The following is a 17,684-nucleotide window of genomic DNA, read 5'->3' on the forward strand; positions in this document are numbered from 1 at the left end:
CTGCGTGTCGTTCTCCTGCCGGAACCTACCGGCGAGACTAGCCGGTTTCGCGCCGCCATACAGCGGCTGGCCGCCGGAGACTAGCCTTCGGCCAGCGCCGCTGTCGGCGCATCGAGCGACAGCACGATGCCATCAGGCGCGAAATCGAGCTTCGCAGTGCCGCCGAGATAGCTGCCGAGCACCTTCTCGATCATCTGCGAGCCGAAGCCGCGCCGCTGCGGCGCCGTCACATGTGGCCCGCCGCTCTCCTGCCAGCGGAAGTGGAATTCACCGTCATGGTTGCTCCAGGAGACGTCGACATGGCCGCCATCCCGGGAAAGCGCGCCGTATTTGACGGCGTTGGTGCCGAGCTCGTGCAAAGCGAGCGCCATGGCCAGCGCGCATTTCGAGGACAGCGTCACCGAAGGGCCGTCCGCGTCGATGCGCTCGCCGGAGCGATGCGGCGACAGCACGACCTCGACGAGCTGCTTGAGCTCGGCGCCGTGACGGCTCGCCATCATCAGCACGTCCTGTGCCGCCGCCAGTGCTTGCAAACGGTCGGAGAGGCGCCGCTTGACCATGTCGAGCGGCTCGTCGGAGCCGCGCAGCGACTGGTTGACGATGCCGGACACCATGGCGAGCAGGTTCTTGATGCGATGGTTCAACTCGCCCGCGAGCAGGCGATAGCGCTCCTCGCCGGCATGCATCTGCGTGATGTCGCGCGAGACCGAGAGGATCGCCTCCGGCTTGCCGTCCGACGCAATGATCGGTGTGACCTGGACATCCCAATAGCGCGGATTGCCGGCGGCGGTGTCGGCCTGCCCCTGGAAGCGGTAGCTGTGGCCGGCCCGGGCCGCCGAGAGCGCGGCCTCGACCTCGGCCTTCCCCGTCCCCTCCCAGAACTGCGTCCAGGGACAACCGCGGATCGCCTCGAAATCGGCGACCTCCATCACGCGCTGGCCGCCCTCGCTCATGAACTCGAGCGAACCGTCGAGACCGATCACCTTGATGCAGTCATCCGATGCGGCCAGCACGGCACGCAGGAAGCGGGCATCCTTGTCGAGCTGTGTTGGCAAAGGCGGGGCCTTCGAGTCGGGGGTGAAGACGAGACAGTTCGACCGCTAGCGCAGTGTCTGTCAAACGTGCATGTCTTTTGACATGCCTTGCCGTCATGGCTGCACGGCCCAGTGCCGCAGGTGCTTAGCCGCCGAACAGCCTGAGGTTGACGCTGCCGGCCGGCCCGGTCAGCTTGGCGCCACATCACGAGGAGCCGGACATGGAGAGCATCACGCCACGCCAACGCGAGATCGTGGCGCTGGCAAGGGCGCAGGGACGGGTCAATGTCGAGGAATTGGCGGCGCGCTACGAGGTCAGCGCCCAGACCATCCGCAAGGACCTCAACCAGCTCTGCGACCAGCGGATCATGTCGCGGGTGCATGGCGGAGCTGTGGTGGCGTCGGGCGTCGAGAACCTCGCCTATGAGGCGCGCCGCTTCATCGCCCGCGACGAGAAGGCGGCGATCGGCCGCGCCGCCGCGGCGCTGATCCCGAACGACGCCTCGCTCTTCATCAATATCGGCACCACCACCGAGGAGGTGGCGCGCGCGCTATCGGACCATCACGGCCTGCTCGTCATCACCAACAACCTGCATGTCGCGACGCTGCTCTACCCGCACGAGAACATCGAGGTGATCGTCGCCGGCGGTCCGGTGCGGCGCTCCGACGGCGGCGTGATCGGCGCCGCCGCCGTCGACCTGATCCGCCAGTTCAAGGTCGACTATGCGGTGATCGGCACCTCCGCCATCGACGAGGAGGGTGCGCTGCTCGACTTCGACTATCGCGAGGTCAGGGTTTCGCAAGCGATCATCGAGAACGCCAGGCAATGCCTGCTCGTCGCCGACAGCACCAAGTTCGAGCGCTCGGCCCCCGTGCGCATCGGCCATCTGCGCGATGTCGACGTCTTCGTCACCGACCGCCTCGATCCACCGCCGCTGCGCGAGCTCTGCCGCAGCGAGGGCATCAAGCTGGTCGAAACCGAAACGCTGATCAGGCATGCTGCATACAGCCAAAGCGAAACCTGAAATTTTCACTTTGACTTTCGTTTTGCCGTTGCGCGCAAAAAAATCACGCTCTACCGTGCGTTGAAGTGGCGGTCGAAAAGGCCGCCTGCGGGAGGAATGCGTGACGGCTCCGGTGTTCGACATCGCCATTATCGGCGGCGGCGTGAACGGCTGCGGCATCGCGCGTGACGCGGCGGGGCGTGGCGCTTCGGTGGTGCTGTTCGAGCAGGGCGACCTCGCCAGCGCGACCTCCTCGGCCTCGACCAAGCTGATCCATGGCGGGCTGCGCTATCTCGAGCACTATGAATTCCGGCTGGTGCGCGAGGCGCTGACCGAGCGCGAGGTGATGTGGCGCGCTGCACCGCACATCATCCGCCCCCTGCGCTTCGTGCTGCCGCATCATGCGGGCCTGCGGCCCTGGTGGATGCTGCGGCTCGGCCTTTTCCTCTACGACCATCTCGGCGGCCGCAAGCTGCTGCCGGCGACGCGCTCGCTCGACCTCCGGCGCGACGCCGCCGGCGAGCCCTTGCAGCCGCGTTTCGACCGCGCCTTCGAATATTCAGATTGCTGGGTCGAGGATGCCCGCCTCGTCGCGCTCAACGCCCGCGACGCGGCCGAGCATGGCGCCTCGATCCTGCCGCGCACAAAGGTGATCGGCGCGCGCCGCCAGGGCGATCTCTGGGTGGTGTCCACGGAAGCAGCGGACGGAACACGAGCCGAGACCAGCGCCCGCGTGCTCGTCAACGCTGCCGGCCCCTGGGTCGCCGATGTCTTGAACGGCATCGTCGCCAGCAACCGCCCGGCCTCGGTGCGGCTGGTCCAGGGCAGCCATATCGTGGTGCCGCGCCTGTTCGAGCACGAGCGCTGCTACATCTTCCAGAACGCCGACGGCCGCATCATCTTCGCCATCCCCTATGAGGGCGACCTGACCCTGATCGGCACCACCGACAAGGATTATGACGGCGATCCGGCCAAGGTCGCCGCCAGCGAGGGCGAGATCGCCTATCTCTGCGCCGCGGCGAGCGAGTATTTCCGCAAGCCTATCAAGCGCGAGGACGTGGTCTGGACCTATTCCGGCGTGCGCCCGCTCTATGACGACGGCGCCAGCAAGGCGCAGGAAGCGACGCGCGACTATGTGCTGACGCTCGATGAGCCGGCCGGCTCGGCGCCGCTGCTCTCGGTCTTCGGCGGCAAGATCACCACGGCGCGCCGGCTGGCGGAAGCAGCGGTCGAGAAGCTGTCCGCCGCCGTGCCGGCCCTGCGCGCGCCATCCTGGACCGCCACAGCGCACCTGCCTGGCGGCGATTTCCCGGTCGAGGGCTTCGACGGGTTGGTCGAGCGCATCTGCGCTCCCTGCCCGTGGCTCGAGCGCAAGCTGGCGCGCCGGCTCGCCCGTGCCTACGGCACCCGCGCCGAGACCCTGCTCGAAGGCGCCAAGGCGATGGCCGATCTCGGCCGCGTCTTCGGCGCCGACCTGACCGAGCGCGAAGTCGCCTGGCTGATGAGCCAGGAATGGGCTGTCAGCGCCGAGGACGTTTTGTTCCGGCGCAGCAAGCTCGGCCTGCGCTTCTCGCCCGAGCAGCGCCGGGCGCTCGACGATTATATGGCCGCGAAGGCTGCGCCACCCGCTTCCGCCCGGATGGAGGCGCGCGGATGAGCCTGACGCTGGACAGTATCGACCTGACGCGCGGCGCGCAGACCCTGCTCGCCGACATCTCGCTGACGCTGGAGAGAGGCTCGCTCAACGTCCTGCTCGGCGCGACGCTGGCGGGCAAGACCTCGCTGATGCGGCTGATGGCCGGGCTCGATGCGCCCAGCAGCGGCAAGGTGCTGATCGAGGGCCGCGACGTCACCGGGCTGCCGGTGCAGAAGCGCAATGTCGCGATGGTCTACCAGCAGTTCATCAACTACCCGGCGCTGTCGGTCTACGAGAACATCGCCTCGCCCCTGCGCGTCGCCGGCCTGCCAGCGAGCGAGATCGAGACGCGGGTGAAAAGCGCCGCGGCGCTGCTGCGGCTCGAGCCCTATCTGCAGCGCAAGCCGCTCGAACTCTCCGGCGGCCAACAACAGCGCACCGCGATCGCCCGCGCTTTGGTGAAGCGCGCCGAACTGGTGCTGCTCGACGAGCCGCTCGCCAATCTCGACTATAAGCTCCGCGAGGAGCTGCGTGAGGAATTGCCGCGCATCTTCGCCGAATCCGGCGCGATCTTCGTCTATGCCACCACCGAGCCGAGCGAGGCGCTGCTGCTCGGCGGCAACACCGCGACGCTGTTCCAGGGGCGGGTGACGCAGTTCGGCCCGACCGCGCAGGTGTACCGGCAGCCTTACGACCTCGTCACCGCGCAGGTCTTCTCTGATCCGCCGCTCAACACGCTTTCCGGAACCAAGCAGGGCGGCGAGGTCAGGCTCTCGACCGGCCAGAGCATCCCCGCGAACGGGGCTTTCGCCAGCGTGGCCGACGGCGCCTACACGATCGGCTTCCGCGCCCATCACCTCGCGCTCGACGCGCTGCCGGCGCCTGCGATCGAACTGCAGGCGAGCGTCTCGGTCTCCGAGATCACCGGCTCGGAATCCTATGTCCATCTCGATGTCGGCCAGCATCGCCTGGTCGCGCTGGTGCCTGGCGTTCGCCGTCTCGAGCCGGGTGCCGCCGTGACCGCCTGGCTCGATCCCACCCGCATCTTCCTGTTCGATGCCGCCGGCAGGCTGGCGGCGGCGGCTCCGGCAAAGGCGGCGTGAGATGGCCAGGATCACGCTCGACAAGCTGGCCCATTCCTACAAGCCCGATCCGCAGGGGCCGCAGGACTATGCCTTGCGCGAGGTCGACCATGTCTGGCGCCAGGGCGGCGCCTATGCGCTGCTTGGCCCCTCAGGCTGCGGCAAGACCACGCTGCTCAACATCATATCCGGTCTCGTCGTGCCGACGCGCGGGCGCATCCTGTTCGACGACAAGGACGTGACGCAGCTGCCGACCGAGGCGCGCAACATCGCCCAGGTCTTCCAGTTCCCGGTCGTCTACGACACGATGACGGTGCGTGAGAACCTCGCCTTCCCCTTGAAGAACCGCGGCGTTCCGAAGGCACAGATCGAGGCCCGCGTCGCCGAGATCGCCGGCCTGCTCGATCTGACCTCGGCGCTCGATCGCAAGGCGAGCCGGCTCGGCGCCGACGCCAAGCAGAAGATCTCGCTCGGGCGCGGGCTGGTGCGGCCCGACGTCGCCGCGATCCTGTTCGACGAGCCGCTGACCGTCATCGACCCGCATCTGAAATGGCAGTTGCGCTCGATGCTGAAGGAGCTGCACCGCAAGCTCGACCTCACCATGATCTACGTCACCCACGACCAGACCGAGGCGCTGACCTTCGCCGACACGGTGGTGGTGATGCATGATGGCGGGGTGGTGCAGACCGGCACGCCGGAGGAGCTGTTCCAGCATCCCGCCCACACCTTCGTCGGCCATTTCATCGGCTCGCCCGGCATGAACGTGCTGCCCTGCAAGGTCGAGGGCGCGCAGGCGAGCCTCGCCGGACAGCAGATCGCATTGGCCCACCACTATCCTGCGCTCGCCGGCAAGGTCGAGCTCGGCATACGGCCAGAATATGCCACGCTGGCCCCGCGTGGTGCCGGACTGCCGGTCAGGATCGCCAGGATCGACGACATTGGCAGGGCCCGCATCGCCCGTGTCGAGCTCGATGGCCTGAAGCTCGCTGCGAGCGTGCCGGAAGGCGCGAGCTTCGATGGCGACCAGGCCGCGCTCGCGCTGCAAGCCGGCCAGATTCACATCTACAGCGACGGCCATCTTGTGAAGGGCGAAGCGCTTCCCGGCGCGGAGGAGCGCAGATGAGCATCGGGGCTTTTCATCCTGGCGCGCGAGGCACTGTCCTGAACCCCTCCCCCTTGTGGGGAGGGGCAGGGGTGGGGGGCGGAAACCAGAGTTCTTCGCTTGTCAAAATTGGCAAGACGGTCAGTGCAGCAACGTCTCTGGAGAGCCCCGCCCGACGCCCCCCACCCCCAACCCCTCCCCACAAGGGGGAGGGGAGTCAGCTCAGCGCTGGAGGCGAGCCATGAAGCCGGTCAACCAGAAAGCCTGGCTGCTCGTCCTGCCGGTGCTGCTGATCGTCGCCTTCTCGGCGGTGATCCCGCTGATGACGGTGGTGAACTATTCCGTCCAGGATTCCTTCGGCAACAACCAGTTCTTCTGGAACGGCGTCGGCTGGTTCGCCGAACTGCTCGACCCCAAGAGCGATCTCGGCTCGCGCTTCTACGACTCGCTCTGGCGCAACCTCGCCTTCTCCGCGATCATCCTGGCCATCGAGATTCCGCTCGGCATCCTGGTGGCGCTGTCGATGCCGCGCGAGGGCTGGACGGTGTCGGCGACGCTGGTGCTGATGGCGCTGCCGCTGCTGATCCCGTGGAACGTCGTCGGCACGATCTGGCAGATCTTCGCGCGCGGCGACATCGGTCTGTTCGGCGCCGCGGTGAACGGCCTCGGCATCGACTACAACTACGTCGCCAATCCGGTCGCCGCCTGGTTCACCATCGTCGTGATGGATGTCTGGCACTGGACCTCGCTGGTCGCGCTGCTCTGCTATGCCGGGCTGAAGTCGATTCCCGACGCCTATTATCAGGCCGCGCGCATCGACGGCGCCTCGCGCTGGGCCGTGTTCCGCACCATCCAGCTGCCGAAGATGAACCGCGTGCTCCTGATCGCCGTGCTGCTGCGCTTCATGGACTCGTTCATGATCTACACCGAGCCCTTCGTCGTCACCGGCGGCGGCCCCGGCAATTCGACCACCTTCCTCTCGATCGAGTTGGTCAAGCTCGCCCTCGGCCAGTTCGACCTCGGCAAGGCCGCAGCGCTCTCGATCGTCTACAATCTGATCATCCTCGCGGTCTGCTGGGTCTTCTACACGGTGATGACCACCGCCGATGCGCGGGCCGACTCCGACGCAGGGAGGGGCTGATGCGCGGCGGCCGATTGATCCTCTCGCTCTACCTCATCGCGCTGATGTTGCCGATCTACTGGCTCGTCAACATGAGCTTCAAGACCAACACCGAGATCACCAACGCGCTGACGCTCTGGCCGCGGACCTTCACCTTCGACAACTACGCCAAGATCTTCACCGATCCGAGCTGGTACAACGGCTACATCAACTCGCTGCAATATGTGGCGCTGAACACCCTGCTCTCGCTCGCCTTCGCGCTGCCGGCAGCCTACGCCTTCTCGCGCTACCGCTTCCTCGGCGACAAACACCTGTTCTTCTGGCTGCTCTCGAACCGCATGGCGCCGCCGGCGGTGTTCGCACTGCCCTTCTTCAACCTCTATTCGGCGATCGGCCTGTTCGACACGCCGCTCGCGGTGGCCCTCGCCCACTGCCTGTTCAACGTGCCGCTGGCAGTCTGGATTCTCGAAGGCTTCATGTCCGGCGTGCCGCGCGAGATCGACGAGACCGCGGCGATCGACGGCTATTCCTTCCCGCGCTTCTTTACGAAGATCTTCATGCCGCTGATCGCATCCGGCATCGGCGTCGCCGCCTTCTTCTGCTTCATGTTCTCCTGGGTCGAGCTCCTGCTGGCGCGCACGCTGACCAGCGTCAGCGCCAAGCCGATCGCCGCCACGATGACCCGCACCGTCTCGGCCGCCGGCATGGACTGGGGCGTGCTCGCGGCAGCGGGCGTGCTGACGCTGATCCCCGGCGCGCTCGTGATCTGGTTCGTCCGCAACTACATCGCCAAAGGCTTCGCCCTGGGGAGGGTGTGATGGAACTCAACTGGATGGCCTGGACCTGGCAGACCGGCGTCTTCTTCGCCGGTATCGCCAGCCTGCTCCTGATCCTGACGCTGCTCGCTGTGTTCAGGCCCGAGACCGAGCGGGTCGGCGTGCTGGGGATCGCCACCACCCGCGGCGACCGGCTCTTCATCTCGCTGCTCGGCAGCGCCTTCATTCACCTCGCCTGGCTCGGGATCGTCGGCCAGCCGCTGTGGTGGGCTTCCGGCCTCGCGCTCCTCTATGCCGCGGCGGTATTCCGCTTCGTCTAGGGCGTGGCCCAAGAACAAGAAACGACCGATCCCGGCCAACGGGCGGCACTCGCAGAAAACATCGGAGGATAACGATGACGACGCTCAGCAGGACATTAACCAGCTTGACCGGCGCCAGCCTGTTCGCGCTGACGCTCGCCGCCGGGCCGGCCCTCGCCGGCCCCGAGGAAGCGCGCAAATGGATCGACAGCGAATTCCAGCCCTCGACGCTCTCCAAGGACGAGCAGATGAAGGAGATGGAATGGTTCATCAATGCGGCGAAGCCCTTCGCCGGCATGGAGATCAACATCGTCTCGGAGACGATCACCACGCATGAATACGAGGCCAAGACCCTGGCCAAGGCCTTCAGCGAGATCACCGGCATCAAGCTGACGCACGACCTGATCCAGGAAGGCGACGTGGTCGAGAAGATCCAGACGCAGATGCAGTCCGGCAAGAACATCTACGATGGCTGGATCAACGACTCCGACCTGATCGGCACGCATTTCCGCTACAAGCAGGCGACCAACCTGACCGACTGGATGGCCGGCCCAGGCAAGGACGTCACCAATCCGAACCTCGACATCGACGACTTCATCGGCAAGTCCTTCGGCACCGGGCCGGACGGCAAGCTCTACCAGCTGCCGGTGCAGCAGTTCGCGAACCTCTACTGGTTCCGCTACGACTGGTTCCAGCGCGCCGATCTCAAGGAGAAGTTCAAGGCCAAATACGGCTATGATCTCGGCGTGCCCGTGAACTGGTCGGCCTATGAGGACATAGCCGAGTTCTTCACCAACGACGTCAAGGAGATCGACGGTACCAAGGTCTTCGGCCATATGGACTATGGCAAGAAGGATCCGTCGCTCGGCTGGCGCTTCACCGATGCCTGGCTCTCAATGGCCGGCAATGGCGACAAGGGCATCCCGAACGGCAAGCCCGTCGACGAATGGGGCATCCGCATGGAGGGCTGTCGCCCGGTCGGCTCCGCGGTCGAGCGCGGAGGCGACACCAACGGCCCGGCGGCGGTCTATTCGATCACCAAATATGTCGACTGGCTGAAGAAATACGCCCCGCCGCAGGCGCAGGGCATGACCTTCGGCGAATCCGGCCCGGTGCCGGCGCAGGGCTCCATCGCCCAGCAGATCTTCTGGTACACCGCCTTCACCGCCGACATGGTCAAGCCCGGCCTGCCGGTGATGAGCTCCGACGGCAAGCCGAAATGGCGGATGGCGCCCTCGCCGAAGGGTGCCTACTGGAAGGACGGGATGAAGCTCGGCTACCAGGATGCCGGCTCGGCGACTCTGCTGAACTCGACCCCGGTCGAGCGCCGCAAGGCGGCCTGGCTCTATTTGCAGTTCATCGTCTCCAAGACGGTCAGCCTGAAGAAGAGCCATGTCGGCCTGACCTTCGTGCGCGAGAGCGACATCTGGGACAAGAGCTTCACCGAGCGCGCCCCGCAGCTCGGCGGGCTGATCGAGTTCTACCGCTCGCCGGCGCGCGTGCAGTGGACCCCGACCGGCAACAACGTCCCGGACTATCCGCGCCTCGCCCAGCTCTGGTGGCAGAACATCGGCGACGCCTCCTCCGGCGCCAAGACCCCGCAGGCAGCGATGGACGCCCTTGCCGCGGCGCAGGACTCGGTGATGGAGCGTCTGGAACGCTCCGGCGTGCAAGGCGATTGCGGGCCGAAGCTCAATCCGCGCACCACGGCGGAGGAATGGTTCGCCAAGGCCGAGAAGGCCGGCACGCTGGCGCCGCAGCGCAAGCTCGCCAATGAGAAGCCGAAGGGCGAGACGATCGACTACGACACGCTGATCAAGAGCTGGCCAGCGTCTCCCCCCAAGCGCGGCTGAGCCCCCTCCTCCCGGCTCAACAGCGCGAAAGGGGCGCGGCAGCAATGCCGCGCCCCCGATTTTCGGGACGCTCCCCCCTAAAACTGGCTCTGGCTTGAGGCTGCGGCGCCGCTTGAGCCCGTCATGCTCGCCCCTGTGGCGAGCATCCACGTCTTGAACACAGGTCTCGATAAGCAAAGACGTGGATGGTCGGGACAAGCCCGACCATGACGGGAAGGTGCTACTCGCTATCCCTGCGTCGCGCCCTCATCCATCCACATCACCTCCCAGACATGGCCGTCGAGGTCCTGGAAGCCGTGGGCGTACATGAAGCCGTAATCCTTCGGCTCGCTGAAGGTCGTGCCGCCGGCGGCGAGCGCGGCCGCGACTATCTCGTCGACCGCCTCGCGGCTGTCACGCGAGAGAGCGGTCAGGACTTCCAGCGACTGGCTGGTATCGGCGATCGGCTTCGGCGAGAAGCTCGCGAACTTCTTATGGGTCAGCAGCATCGCGAAGATCGTGTCGCTGATCACCATGCAGGCGGCGGTGTCATCCGTGAATTGCGGGTTGAAGGAGAAGCCGAGTGCCTCGAAGAAGGCCATCGACTTCTCGAGGTCCTTGACCGGCAGGTTGACGAAGATCATCTGGGGCATTGCGTGCTCCTTGGGTCGGCATCGTCACTGGTGCATTTATGGCCAGTGGGCCGGGGCGATGTGGCGCGGCTATGACACGGCCTGAAGCGCCTGCCTGAGCCTGGCCGGCTCGATCTCGGTCAGGCGGGCATCGACCGCGTCATGCGTGCGCTGCCAGATCGGCATGGCCTTTGCCAGCAGGGCAATTCCCTCCGGCGTAATTGCCAGGAGCCGGCTGCGGCGGTCCTTCTCGCCGGCGGTCACGACGAGGAGGCCACGGCGCTCCAGCGGTTTCAGCGCCGCGGTCAGCGTGGTCCGGTCCATGCCGAGCAGATTCGCGACCGGACCGATCGGTGGCGGCTCAGGTCGGTTCAGTGACATCAGGAGGGAGAATTGCTGATTGGTCAGGTCGACCGGGCGCAGCGCCTCGTCGAACAATCGCGCCAACGAGCGTGCCGCGCGCTGAACATGCAGGCACAGGCAGCAATCGCGCACATGCAGCGTCGTCGCGAAGGGGACGAGGGACTCGTTGGGCACTTCCGGTGATTTTGACATCGTTCAGATATGTTGATATCAACGCAACCAATCTAGGCTGGGTGGCTGGATGCTGCAAGGAGACGACGATGGAGCATCAGGTTGTTTCCCGTTCGCAATGGCTGGATGCGCGCAAGGCCCTGCTCGCCCGTGAGAAGGAGTTCACCCGGCTGCGCGACGAGATCAATGCCGAGCGGCTCGCCCTGCCCTGGGTCAAGGTCGACAAGGACTATGCTTTCGACACGCCTGCGGGAAAGAAGTCGCTGGCCGAGCTGTTCGATGGCCGCAGCCAGCTGGTGGTCTACCATTTCATGTTCGGGCCGGACTGGGAGGCGGGCTGCCCCGGCTGCTCCTTCATGGCCGACCATCTCGGCGGCACACTGGCGCATCTCAACAACCACGACGTCACGTTGGTGATGGCCTCGCGCGCGCCGCTCGCCAGGATCGAGACCTACAAGGCGCGGATGGGCTGGAGCGTGCCGTGGGTGTCGTCCTTCGGCAGCGAGTTCAACTTCGACTACCACGTCTCCTTCACCAAGGAGCAGTTGGCCGAAGGCCCGGTGCTCTACAACTTCACGCGCACGCCGTCGGAGGAGGCCCATGATGAGTTGCCGGGCCTGAGCTCCTTCATCCGCGACGAGGCCGGCGAGGTCTTCCACACCTATTCGGGGTACGCCCGCGGCGGCGAGGAGATGCTGGCGACGCTGATGATCCTCGACCGGGCGCCGAAGGGCCGCAACGAGACCTCGACGCTGAGCTTCGTCAAGCGCCACGACGAATACGAGGATCAGCCGAAGGCTCACGCCTGCTGCGCCGCCTGAGGCGCAGCAGACCAGACCACGCGCATAGGGTCGGTGGGATGCCCGCTCCCGGCAGGGAATGGGCTTGGGGCGCGTGTTTTTCATGGCTGGGGTTTCAGGCCGACCGCAGACCGCTCAGGTGGTGCGGCCAACCTCGCGCGCTACGTCCGAGAAGGGGCGCATGCCGCTGTCCGCCCGGGTCGCGATCGAGAGGAAGCGGGCGGCGAAGGCGAGCGAGTCGCGCTGGCTCGGGCTGAGCTGCTCGCACCGCTGCTTGTCGCCGAGCCCGGTCTGCTCGGCTTGCGCCAGCGCGGCCTTGAGCTCGGCTTCGCTCAGGGCACCGGAATTCACCAGAGAGCGCAGCACGGCGGTGAAGGCCAGCAGCATGCCTTCGAGCTGGAGATTGGCGACGTTCATCTCGTCCTCCCGACGCTGATCGGGCGGTCGGACGGCCACCGGACAAGCCTGCGCCGGGGGCCGTTCGTCGGCGCCCGGCGCATCTTGGCATGGCAGGCCGGCGAGGGCGACCCGCTTGTGGTCAGGCCGCCTGCGGCCGCTCGACCGGCGGCAGATAGGCGCCCTGGAAGGTCGTCATCACATGCGCGACCATCTCGCGCGCGATGTGGAGCTGGTCGTCCTCGAAGGCGATGGCTCGCGGCGAGTTGAGCACGATCTCATAGCTCGGGAAGTAGTCGACATAGTCGAAGCGGCGGAACAGCTCCTCGGCCACGGCGCGCAGCAGCGATTTCGAGGCGCTGTTGGCGACGATCACGTCGGCATCCTTGAAGGTCGCCCCGAACGGCACCGGCGAGACCGTGACGACGAAGCGCATCTCCGGATTGCAGTGCTCGCGGATCAAACCGATGATATCGAGCATGTCGGCCAAAGTCGCGTCATAGCCGTAGTCGACGAAGCGGAAGCGCTCCGGCATGCGCTGCAGCCAGCTCGGCCCGGGATGGGCGTTCATGGCGATCCCGGTCTCGGCATCGAGCCAGGTTTCGGTCAGGCCGAGCGTGAAGAAGCAGATCTTGGCCTGCTTGATCGTCGCCGTCGCCTCGGTGAGGCGCTTGCGGTTGGCGAAGGCGGTGTCGCGGTCGAGCAGCTTGAGGCCACTGGCGTGCGGATCGAACCACTGCCCCGGTGCAAGCTCGATCAGCCCGTCATTGGGGTAGCTCTCGCCGCGCAGCACGCGCTTGAGTTCGTGCGTCATCGAGCGGACCGAGTACTTGTTGAGCGCACCGCGGCTGAGCTGGCCGCGATCGGCACCGCCGCCGCGGCCGGTTTCCTCGTCCCAGCTCTCGAAATGTTCGGCTGGCACGCCATGGCCGCGCAGCAGCAGCGGCAGGCCGCGCATCATCAGCAGGTTCTCGACCTCGCGCGCGAAGCACGAGCCCATGGTGAAGATCGGCCAGGCCGGGTCGATCTTGAATTTCGGCTTGTGCTGGACGGCGAGGTAGTTGCCGGTCGTCAGGCGCTCCTTGGCCATCTTCTCGGGCTTGCCCGAGATCCAGCCGCGCACGGGATTGCCGCGCATGATGGAAAGGGCCGTGCCTGCATCGTATTCGATCTTCATCGATCGTCTCCTGGTTCGTGCAAACCTCTCGGGCTCGACGCTGCGGACTTCGGGAAGTCTCGTAAGCTCGCCGGGCGGTTGCTGATGGCCCGGGTGCTCTCCGGGCGCTTCCTCCAACCGGCGCGATCTTCGCCGCGCCGGGTCCGTTCACATGCGGTGGGGAATGCCGTTGCGGTCGAGGAAGCCGCGCATCCGGTCGTAGGAAGCGGCATAGCTCTTCGCGAGATTGTTGAGCGCCGCCTCCTGGTAGACGGCGCGCCAGCCGCCTTCGGCCAGGGCCGCTTCCGGCACGACCGGGATCTTCAGCGTCTCGGCCAGTTCCTGGCTGCGCGTGTCATAGGCGACGAGCACGCCGGGCACGCCATGCGCGACGGCCGGCAGCACGCCATGGACGCGGTAGCCGACGGCGAGGTCGATCGAGCGCGCGAATTCATCGTAGCGCTCGACGTCGAAGAAAGAGAACAGCTGCTTCTCGTAGATGCGCCGCATCGGCGCATCGTCCGGGCCGTCCCACCATTTGGTTTTCACGAACTCGGCGACGGCCTTCTCCTTCGCGGCGCCGTCGCGCAGGAAGAAGGCCTTCTCCTCCTGCTCGCCATGCGAGGACATCACCATCTCGCTTTGGCTATCGACCTTGAGCAGCGCGGCCTTCTGATTGCGCAGATAGGCTTCCGGATCGGCAGTGTAGCTCTTGTCGGCCTCGCGGCGCAGGCTGAAGGCGACCTTGCGGATCTCGCGCTGGTCGGGAATGCGAATCTTCAGGTCGCGATTGCGGGTCCGGAAGATCGAGGGGCAGCCGACGACCTCGACATTGCGGATGCCGTTCTGGCGCAGCGTCTCGGCGCTGAAGGCGCCGCGCACGCCGATCGAGGCGCAGCGCTCGGCGACGATCGACCAGAAGCGCCTGGAGGGCTCGGGCAGCTCGATCTTGCGGTTCTGGCTCGCCTGGGCGCCGACGCCGATGGCGTAGACCGGCAGCTTGACCCGCTCCAGCACCTCGACGGCGCGGAACCAATCCATGTTCTCGTGGATGAAGTTCGAGCCGCGCACGAAGACGTAATCGAATTCGCTGGCATAGCGCTCGATGTCGGCCTCGGTCGGCGACATGATCTTCATCGGCTCCAGATGCGCATAGCGCAGGAGCTTCAGCGTCGAATCGTAGACGATCATGTCGCCGATGTTGAAATAGTCGCTGAGCAACTTTTCCATCGGCGCCCGGTACCAGCGCACCTTGTCGTGCTCATGGACCTCGCCGGCCGGATAGATTACCAGCGCGCGCAGTTTGGTCTCGGTCGCGATAGGGCGCAGGTTCGAGCCCGGGGCGAGCGTGCCTTTGCATGCATCGGCGATCGCGACCGAGTGGGGGCGCCCATTGGGCATGGCTGGCAGCGGGATCGTCAGCTCGGCGACATCGGCCTCAGCCGTAACGATCGCGCCGGGATGGATGGTGGCGTAGTCCTGCCCGTCGAGGATCAGCTTGAGCGCCGGCCAGCTCCGGTCGGGCCGGCGCCCGATGGCGACGACGACCTCGCCGGTGGTGGCGCGCAGGATCTTGATGGCGTTCTCCGCCGAGACCACCGAGCCGAGATTGAGCACGGGCGCGTTCATGGCCCCTCCTTGACAAACTGAACCTTGAGGCGGACCAGATCGCGATCGGGTCCGAGCTTGCAGTCGGCGACCTTCATCCTGGTCATGAAGAGATAGGCCTCGTCGCCGGTGGTCTCGAAATTGCGCGAGCGCGAGGCGGGATCGGCGAGGGCGCCATAGCCGTAGCGCAGCCGGTCGCTGCAGTTTTTGCTCCACATCGTCGGCTGCACCATCAGCGTCTGCAGCGGCGACCAGCGGATGAAGTCGTCGGACCAGCTATAGGCGACGCGGCCCCCGGCGATGTTCTGGCTCGGATCGGGGCCGAGATGCAGAAGCGCGAGCCATTTCCCGCTCGCCTCGTGCCGGGTCAGCGATCCCACATTGGTCGGCAGCGGCTTCAGCGTCTGGCAGGGCCGCGCCTCGCTGAGATCGTCGCGATAGGGATCGACGGCGCGGATGGTGAAGTCCTGCCCGTCATAGGCGCGCCAGGAGGTCGGGTCCTTGATGTCGGTCGAGCGGAACAGGCAGACGCCGTTCTTCTGGCCCTCGCCGCCGGTCGTCATGATCAGCGCGTACCAGGCGCCGTCCTTCTGGACGATGTTGGAGGGGTTGAAAAAGCCGCGATGCCGGCCCTGGCCGACCTCCTGGGGAAAGCCTGGCGCCGCCACCAGCGGGCGCGGCTCGTCGGTCTTGAAGCTGAGGCCGCCATCGCTGGAATGGGCGGCGGTGACGACATTGTACCAGCAGCTCATCGCATCCTTGAAGCGACAGGCGCCGGGATGCTTGTCGGCATGGTATTCGGCGTGGACCAGCGCCTCGACATTGCGGCCATCGCCGGTCCAGGTCGCGGCGATCCAGCTCTTGTCGCTGAACTGGCTGGGGTCGGCGCTGCTCTTCGCCTCGAAGGAGACGGCGCAGCTCTTGCGGATCGCGCCGAGATTGCCGCCGATCAGCGGCCGGCTGCGGTAATGGCTGGCGAAGGCGACGACCTCGCCCTTGCTGTTGCGGAAGGCGCGCAAGGGCGCGTCCGGCAGGTCCCATTCCTCGCAGCGCTCGCGTGCCCAGGAGACGACCGTCTCCTCCTTCGCGTCGGGAGCGATCTCCAGCCGGTAGCCGGGCCCTTTTTGACCCGGCGCCTGCTGAGCCAGGCCGGCGACCGGAGCCGCGACTGCCAGCAATACCGCTGGCAGCCAGGCGAAGGCGCTGCGAAGGTTCCTCATGCCACCTTCCTTTCCGGCTCGGGAGCCGGCGGCGCGGACGGAGCGGTGGCCGCAGCGGGCCTGACCATCTTGTGGTCGACCTTGTTCTCGCTGAGGAAGGCGCTCATCGCGCCATAGGTCCGGGCATAGGCCGCGTTGAAGCGGTCGAAGAGCGCCTGGTTCCAGTACTCTTCCAGCCTGAACGGCTTGTCGCCGAAGACATCGACGCTCGGGATCTGGAAGGTCTCGGCGAACTCGACGGTTCGGCTGTCATAGGTGAAGTAGATCGAGGGCGTGCCGTTGGCGAGCGCCATCAGATTGCCGTGCAGCCGGTATCCGAGCACGAGATCGAGCTTGCGGACGAGCTGCTCGTAGCCGGCGACGACGTCCGAATAGAACATCCGGTCGTGGTAGAGCGCTTCCATCTGCTCATCGAGATACCAGGCCATCGCCCAGCCATTCTCGCGCAGCGCGGCGATGCCCTCCTGCTTCTGCTCTGGCGTGCCCAAAGCGAGCTTCTTCTCCTCGACCTCGCCCTGGGACATCAGCGTGACCTCGAAGCGATCCGCCATCGCCTTCACCAGGTCGCGGTGGAAGGTCAGGTAGCGCTTGATGTCCTTGGCGTAGTGCTTGGAGACCTCGCGGCGCAGGGTGACGCCCACCTGCTTCACGCTGTCGAGCGCCGGCAGGCGGATGGCGAGGTCGGGCCGGTTGTTGCGGAAGGCGGTCGGGCAGCCGATGATCCGGGCATTCTTGATGCCGAGCTCGTTCATCACCTCGGCCGAATAGGTGCCGCGCACGCCGACAGAGGCGGTCGAATCCGAAATCAGCTTGAGGACGGTCTTGCTGTCCTCGCTGAGTTCGAGCTTGCCGCTGACCGGGGCCTGCGCGCCGATGCCGAAGGCGAGCACCGGCAGCTTCAGCCGGCGCAGCACCTCGGCGGTGCGGCTCCAGTTCATCCCGGCGTGGACATAGTTCGAGCCGCGCAGGAAGACATAATCGAACTCGGCGTTGAACCGATCGATCTGGGCGGGATCGACGCTGGTGATCGGCAGTTCCTCGAGCGTCTCGAAGTTGAGCAGCTTCAGCGAGGAATCGAAGACGAAGGCGTCGCCGATATTGTGGTAGTGGTTGATGTGGCTCTGCAGGTCGGCGTGGCGGTACCAGCGGACATTGTCGTGGTCGTAGACCTCGCCCGACGGGCTGATCACGAGGATGCGGGCCATGGTTGCGTTCTCCCTTCTTAAGAGCCTCTACCAAGACCTGAGGGGGTCTCGACGCCGGCAATTCGTCTGCTCCGCCAGGAGCGGCGTGAAGCCGATACCGTTGGTATCGGCAAGCGGCGAGACGCCGCGGGCGGGCGAATTCCCGGTGCCGAAGGTGAGCTTTGGAGGGCCGCCTGCGGCGTCGAAACGACTTGCCGATACCGAGGGGTATCGGCTGCGCGCTTCTCCTGGCATTCGTCTCCTCCAAA

The 17,684-nt window shown here is 66.1% G+C and carries 17 protein-coding genes; 9 read left to right on the forward strand and 8 right to left on the reverse strand.

The window, feature by feature from the left end; genetic code table 11:
- Positions 1-80 precede the first annotated feature (80 nt).
- Positions 81-1,055, reverse strand: a complete 975-nt coding sequence (locus BMZ69_RS13760; protein WP_092157404.1) for a sensor histidine kinase — start codon at positions 1,053-1,055, stop codon at positions 81-83.
- 200 nt (positions 1,056-1,255) lie between these two features.
- On the opposite strand from BMZ69_RS13760, the gene BMZ69_RS13765 reads away from it, so the two are divergent.
- From BMZ69_RS13765 to BMZ69_RS13800, 8 genes are all read left to right on the forward strand, one after another.
- Positions 1,256-2,059: a DeoR/GlpR family DNA-binding transcription regulator gene (locus tag BMZ69_RS13765; protein ID WP_092157406.1), complete on the forward strand. Its 804-nt coding sequence runs from the start codon at positions 1,256-1,258 to the stop codon at positions 2,057-2,059.
- A gap of 100 nt (positions 2,060-2,159) precedes the next feature.
- On the forward strand, positions 2,160-3,695 hold the full coding sequence (gene glpD / locus BMZ69_RS13770) for a glycerol-3-phosphate dehydrogenase (protein WP_092157408.1): 1,536 nt from the start codon (positions 2,160-2,162) through the stop codon (positions 3,693-3,695).
- Positions 3,692-4,777 (forward strand): ABC transporter ATP-binding protein, encoded by a 1,086-nt coding sequence (locus BMZ69_RS13775; RefSeq protein WP_092157410.1) that lies wholly within the window; start codon positions 3,692-3,694, stop codon positions 4,775-4,777. Before glpD ends, BMZ69_RS13775 begins: the two co-directional genes overlap by 4 nt.
- A 1-nt stretch (position 4,778) precedes the next feature.
- Positions 4,779-5,879 (forward strand): ABC transporter ATP-binding protein, encoded by a 1,101-nt coding sequence (locus BMZ69_RS13780; RefSeq protein ID WP_092157557.1) that lies wholly within the window; start codon positions 4,779-4,781, stop codon positions 5,877-5,879.
- A 220-nt stretch (positions 5,880-6,099) separates the two neighbouring features.
- A complete protein-coding gene (locus BMZ69_RS13785; protein WP_092157412.1) occupies positions 6,100-6,999 on the forward strand; it encodes a carbohydrate ABC transporter permease in 900 nt (299 codons plus the stop codon).
- Complete coding sequence (locus BMZ69_RS13790; RefSeq protein WP_092157414.1) at positions 6,999-7,796, forward strand: carbohydrate ABC transporter permease; 798 nt, start codon at positions 6,999-7,001, stop codon at positions 7,794-7,796. The genes BMZ69_RS13785 and BMZ69_RS13790 overlap by 1 nt, the downstream gene beginning before the upstream one ends.
- Positions 7,793-8,074 (forward strand): DUF2160 domain-containing protein, encoded by a 282-nt coding sequence (locus BMZ69_RS13795; protein WP_244543359.1) that lies wholly within the window; start codon positions 7,793-7,795, stop codon positions 8,072-8,074. The genes BMZ69_RS13790 and BMZ69_RS13795 overlap by 4 nt, the downstream gene beginning before the upstream one ends.
- 74 nt (positions 8,075-8,148) lie before the next feature.
- Positions 8,149-9,906: an ABC transporter substrate-binding protein gene (locus BMZ69_RS13800; RefSeq protein ID WP_092157418.1), complete on the forward strand. Its 1,758-nt coding sequence runs from the start codon at positions 8,149-8,151 to the stop codon at positions 9,904-9,906.
- A 227-nt stretch (positions 9,907-10,133) separates the two neighbouring features.
- Here the strand turns inward: BMZ69_RS13800 and BMZ69_RS13805 are convergent, their stop codons facing one another.
- Together BMZ69_RS13805 and BMZ69_RS13810 are read right to left on the reverse strand one after the other, a co-directional pair.
- Entirely contained in the window at positions 10,134-10,538 is a 405-nt protein-coding gene (locus tag BMZ69_RS13805; RefSeq protein WP_092157420.1) for a VOC family protein, read from the reverse strand.
- Positions 10,539-10,607: 69 nt separating this feature from the next.
- Positions 10,608-11,054: a MarR family winged helix-turn-helix transcriptional regulator gene (locus BMZ69_RS13810; protein WP_244543360.1), complete on the reverse strand. Its 447-nt coding sequence runs from the start codon at positions 11,052-11,054 to the stop codon at positions 10,608-10,610.
- 86 nt (positions 11,055-11,140) lie between these two features.
- Between BMZ69_RS13810 and BMZ69_RS13815 the strand changes: the two genes are divergently transcribed.
- On the forward strand, positions 11,141-11,872 hold the full coding sequence (locus tag BMZ69_RS13815; RefSeq protein ID WP_092157424.1) for a DUF899 domain-containing protein: 732 nt from the start codon (positions 11,141-11,143) through the stop codon (positions 11,870-11,872).
- 114 nt (positions 11,873-11,986) lie between these two features.
- Here the strand turns inward: BMZ69_RS13815 and BMZ69_RS13820 are convergent, their stop codons facing one another.
- From BMZ69_RS13820 to BMZ69_RS13840, 5 genes are all read right to left on the reverse strand, one after another.
- Positions 11,987-12,268, reverse strand: a complete 282-nt coding sequence (locus tag BMZ69_RS13820; protein WP_092157425.1) for a hypothetical protein — start codon at positions 12,266-12,268, stop codon at positions 11,987-11,989.
- A gap of 121 nt (positions 12,269-12,389) precedes the next feature.
- A complete protein-coding gene (locus BMZ69_RS13825) occupies positions 12,390-13,424 on the reverse strand; it encodes a GSCFA domain-containing protein (protein ID WP_092157427.1) in 1,035 nt (344 codons plus the stop codon).
- Positions 13,425-13,571: 147 nt separating this feature from the next.
- The gene (locus BMZ69_RS13830; RefSeq protein WP_092157429.1) at positions 13,572-15,032 is read right to left on the reverse strand and encodes a polysaccharide pyruvyl transferase family protein; all 1,461 of its coding nucleotides are present in this window, start codon (positions 15,030-15,032) and stop codon (positions 13,572-13,574) included.
- The gene (locus BMZ69_RS13835) at positions 15,029-16,231 is read right to left on the reverse strand and encodes a hypothetical protein (RefSeq protein ID WP_092157431.1); all 1,203 of its coding nucleotides are present in this window, start codon (positions 16,229-16,231) and stop codon (positions 15,029-15,031) included. Before BMZ69_RS13835 ends, BMZ69_RS13830 begins: the two co-directional genes overlap by 4 nt.
- Positions 16,228-17,436, reverse strand: a complete 1,209-nt coding sequence (locus tag BMZ69_RS13840; protein ID WP_092157433.1) for a polysaccharide pyruvyl transferase family protein — start codon at positions 17,434-17,436, stop codon at positions 16,228-16,230. Before BMZ69_RS13840 ends, BMZ69_RS13835 begins: the two co-directional genes overlap by 4 nt.
- Positions 17,437-17,684: the final 248 nt, after the last annotated feature.

This window comes from Allobosea sp. CRIB-10, assembly GCF_900112185.1.
Lineage (GTDB): Bacteria > Pseudomonadota > Alphaproteobacteria > Rhizobiales > Beijerinckiaceae > Allobosea.

Excerpts from the sequence above, each read along its gene's own strand:
- BMZ69_RS13765 (WP_092157406.1), top strand. The coding sequence starts at position 1,256 with ATGGAGAGCATCACGCCACGCCAACGCGAGATCGTGGCGCTGGCAAGG.
- BMZ69_RS13775 (WP_092157410.1), top strand. The coding sequence starts at position 3,692 with ATGAGCCTGACGCTGGACAGTATCGACCTGACGCGCGGCGCGCAGACC.
- BMZ69_RS13780 (WP_092157557.1), top strand. The coding sequence starts at position 4,779 with ATGGCCAGGATCACGCTCGACAAGCTGGCCCATTCCTACAAGCCCGAT.
- BMZ69_RS13785 (WP_092157412.1), top strand. The coding sequence starts at position 6,100 with ATGAAGCCGGTCAACCAGAAAGCCTGGCTGCTCGTCCTGCCGGTGCTG.
- BMZ69_RS13790 (WP_092157414.1), top strand. The coding sequence starts at position 6,999 with ATGCGCGGCGGCCGATTGATCCTCTCGCTCTACCTCATCGCGCTGATG.
- BMZ69_RS13800 (WP_092157418.1), top strand. The coding sequence starts at position 8,149 with ATGACGACGCTCAGCAGGACATTAACCAGCTTGACCGGCGCCAGCCTG.
- BMZ69_RS13805 (WP_092157420.1), bottom strand. The coding sequence starts at position 10,538 with ATGCCCCAGATGATCTTCGTCAACCTGCCGGTCAAGGACCTCGAGAAG.
- BMZ69_RS13815 (WP_092157424.1), top strand. The coding sequence starts at position 11,141 with ATGGAGCATCAGGTTGTTTCCCGTTCGCAATGGCTGGATGCGCGCAAG.
- BMZ69_RS13820 (WP_092157425.1), bottom strand. The coding sequence starts at position 12,268 with ATGAACGTCGCCAATCTCCAGCTCGAAGGCATGCTGCTGGCCTTCACC.
- BMZ69_RS13825 (WP_092157427.1), bottom strand. The coding sequence starts at position 13,424 with ATGAAGATCGAATACGATGCAGGCACGGCCCTTTCCATCATGCGCGGC.
- BMZ69_RS13830 (WP_092157429.1), bottom strand. The coding sequence starts at position 15,032 with ATGAACGCGCCCGTGCTCAATCTCGGCTCGGTGGTCTCGGCGGAGAAC.
- BMZ69_RS13835 (WP_092157431.1), bottom strand. The coding sequence starts at position 16,231 with ATGAGGAACCTTCGCAGCGCCTTCGCCTGGCTGCCAGCGGTATTGCTG.
- BMZ69_RS13840 (WP_092157433.1), bottom strand. The coding sequence starts at position 17,436 with ATGGCCCGCATCCTCGTGATCAGCCCGTCGGGCGAGGTCTACGACCAC.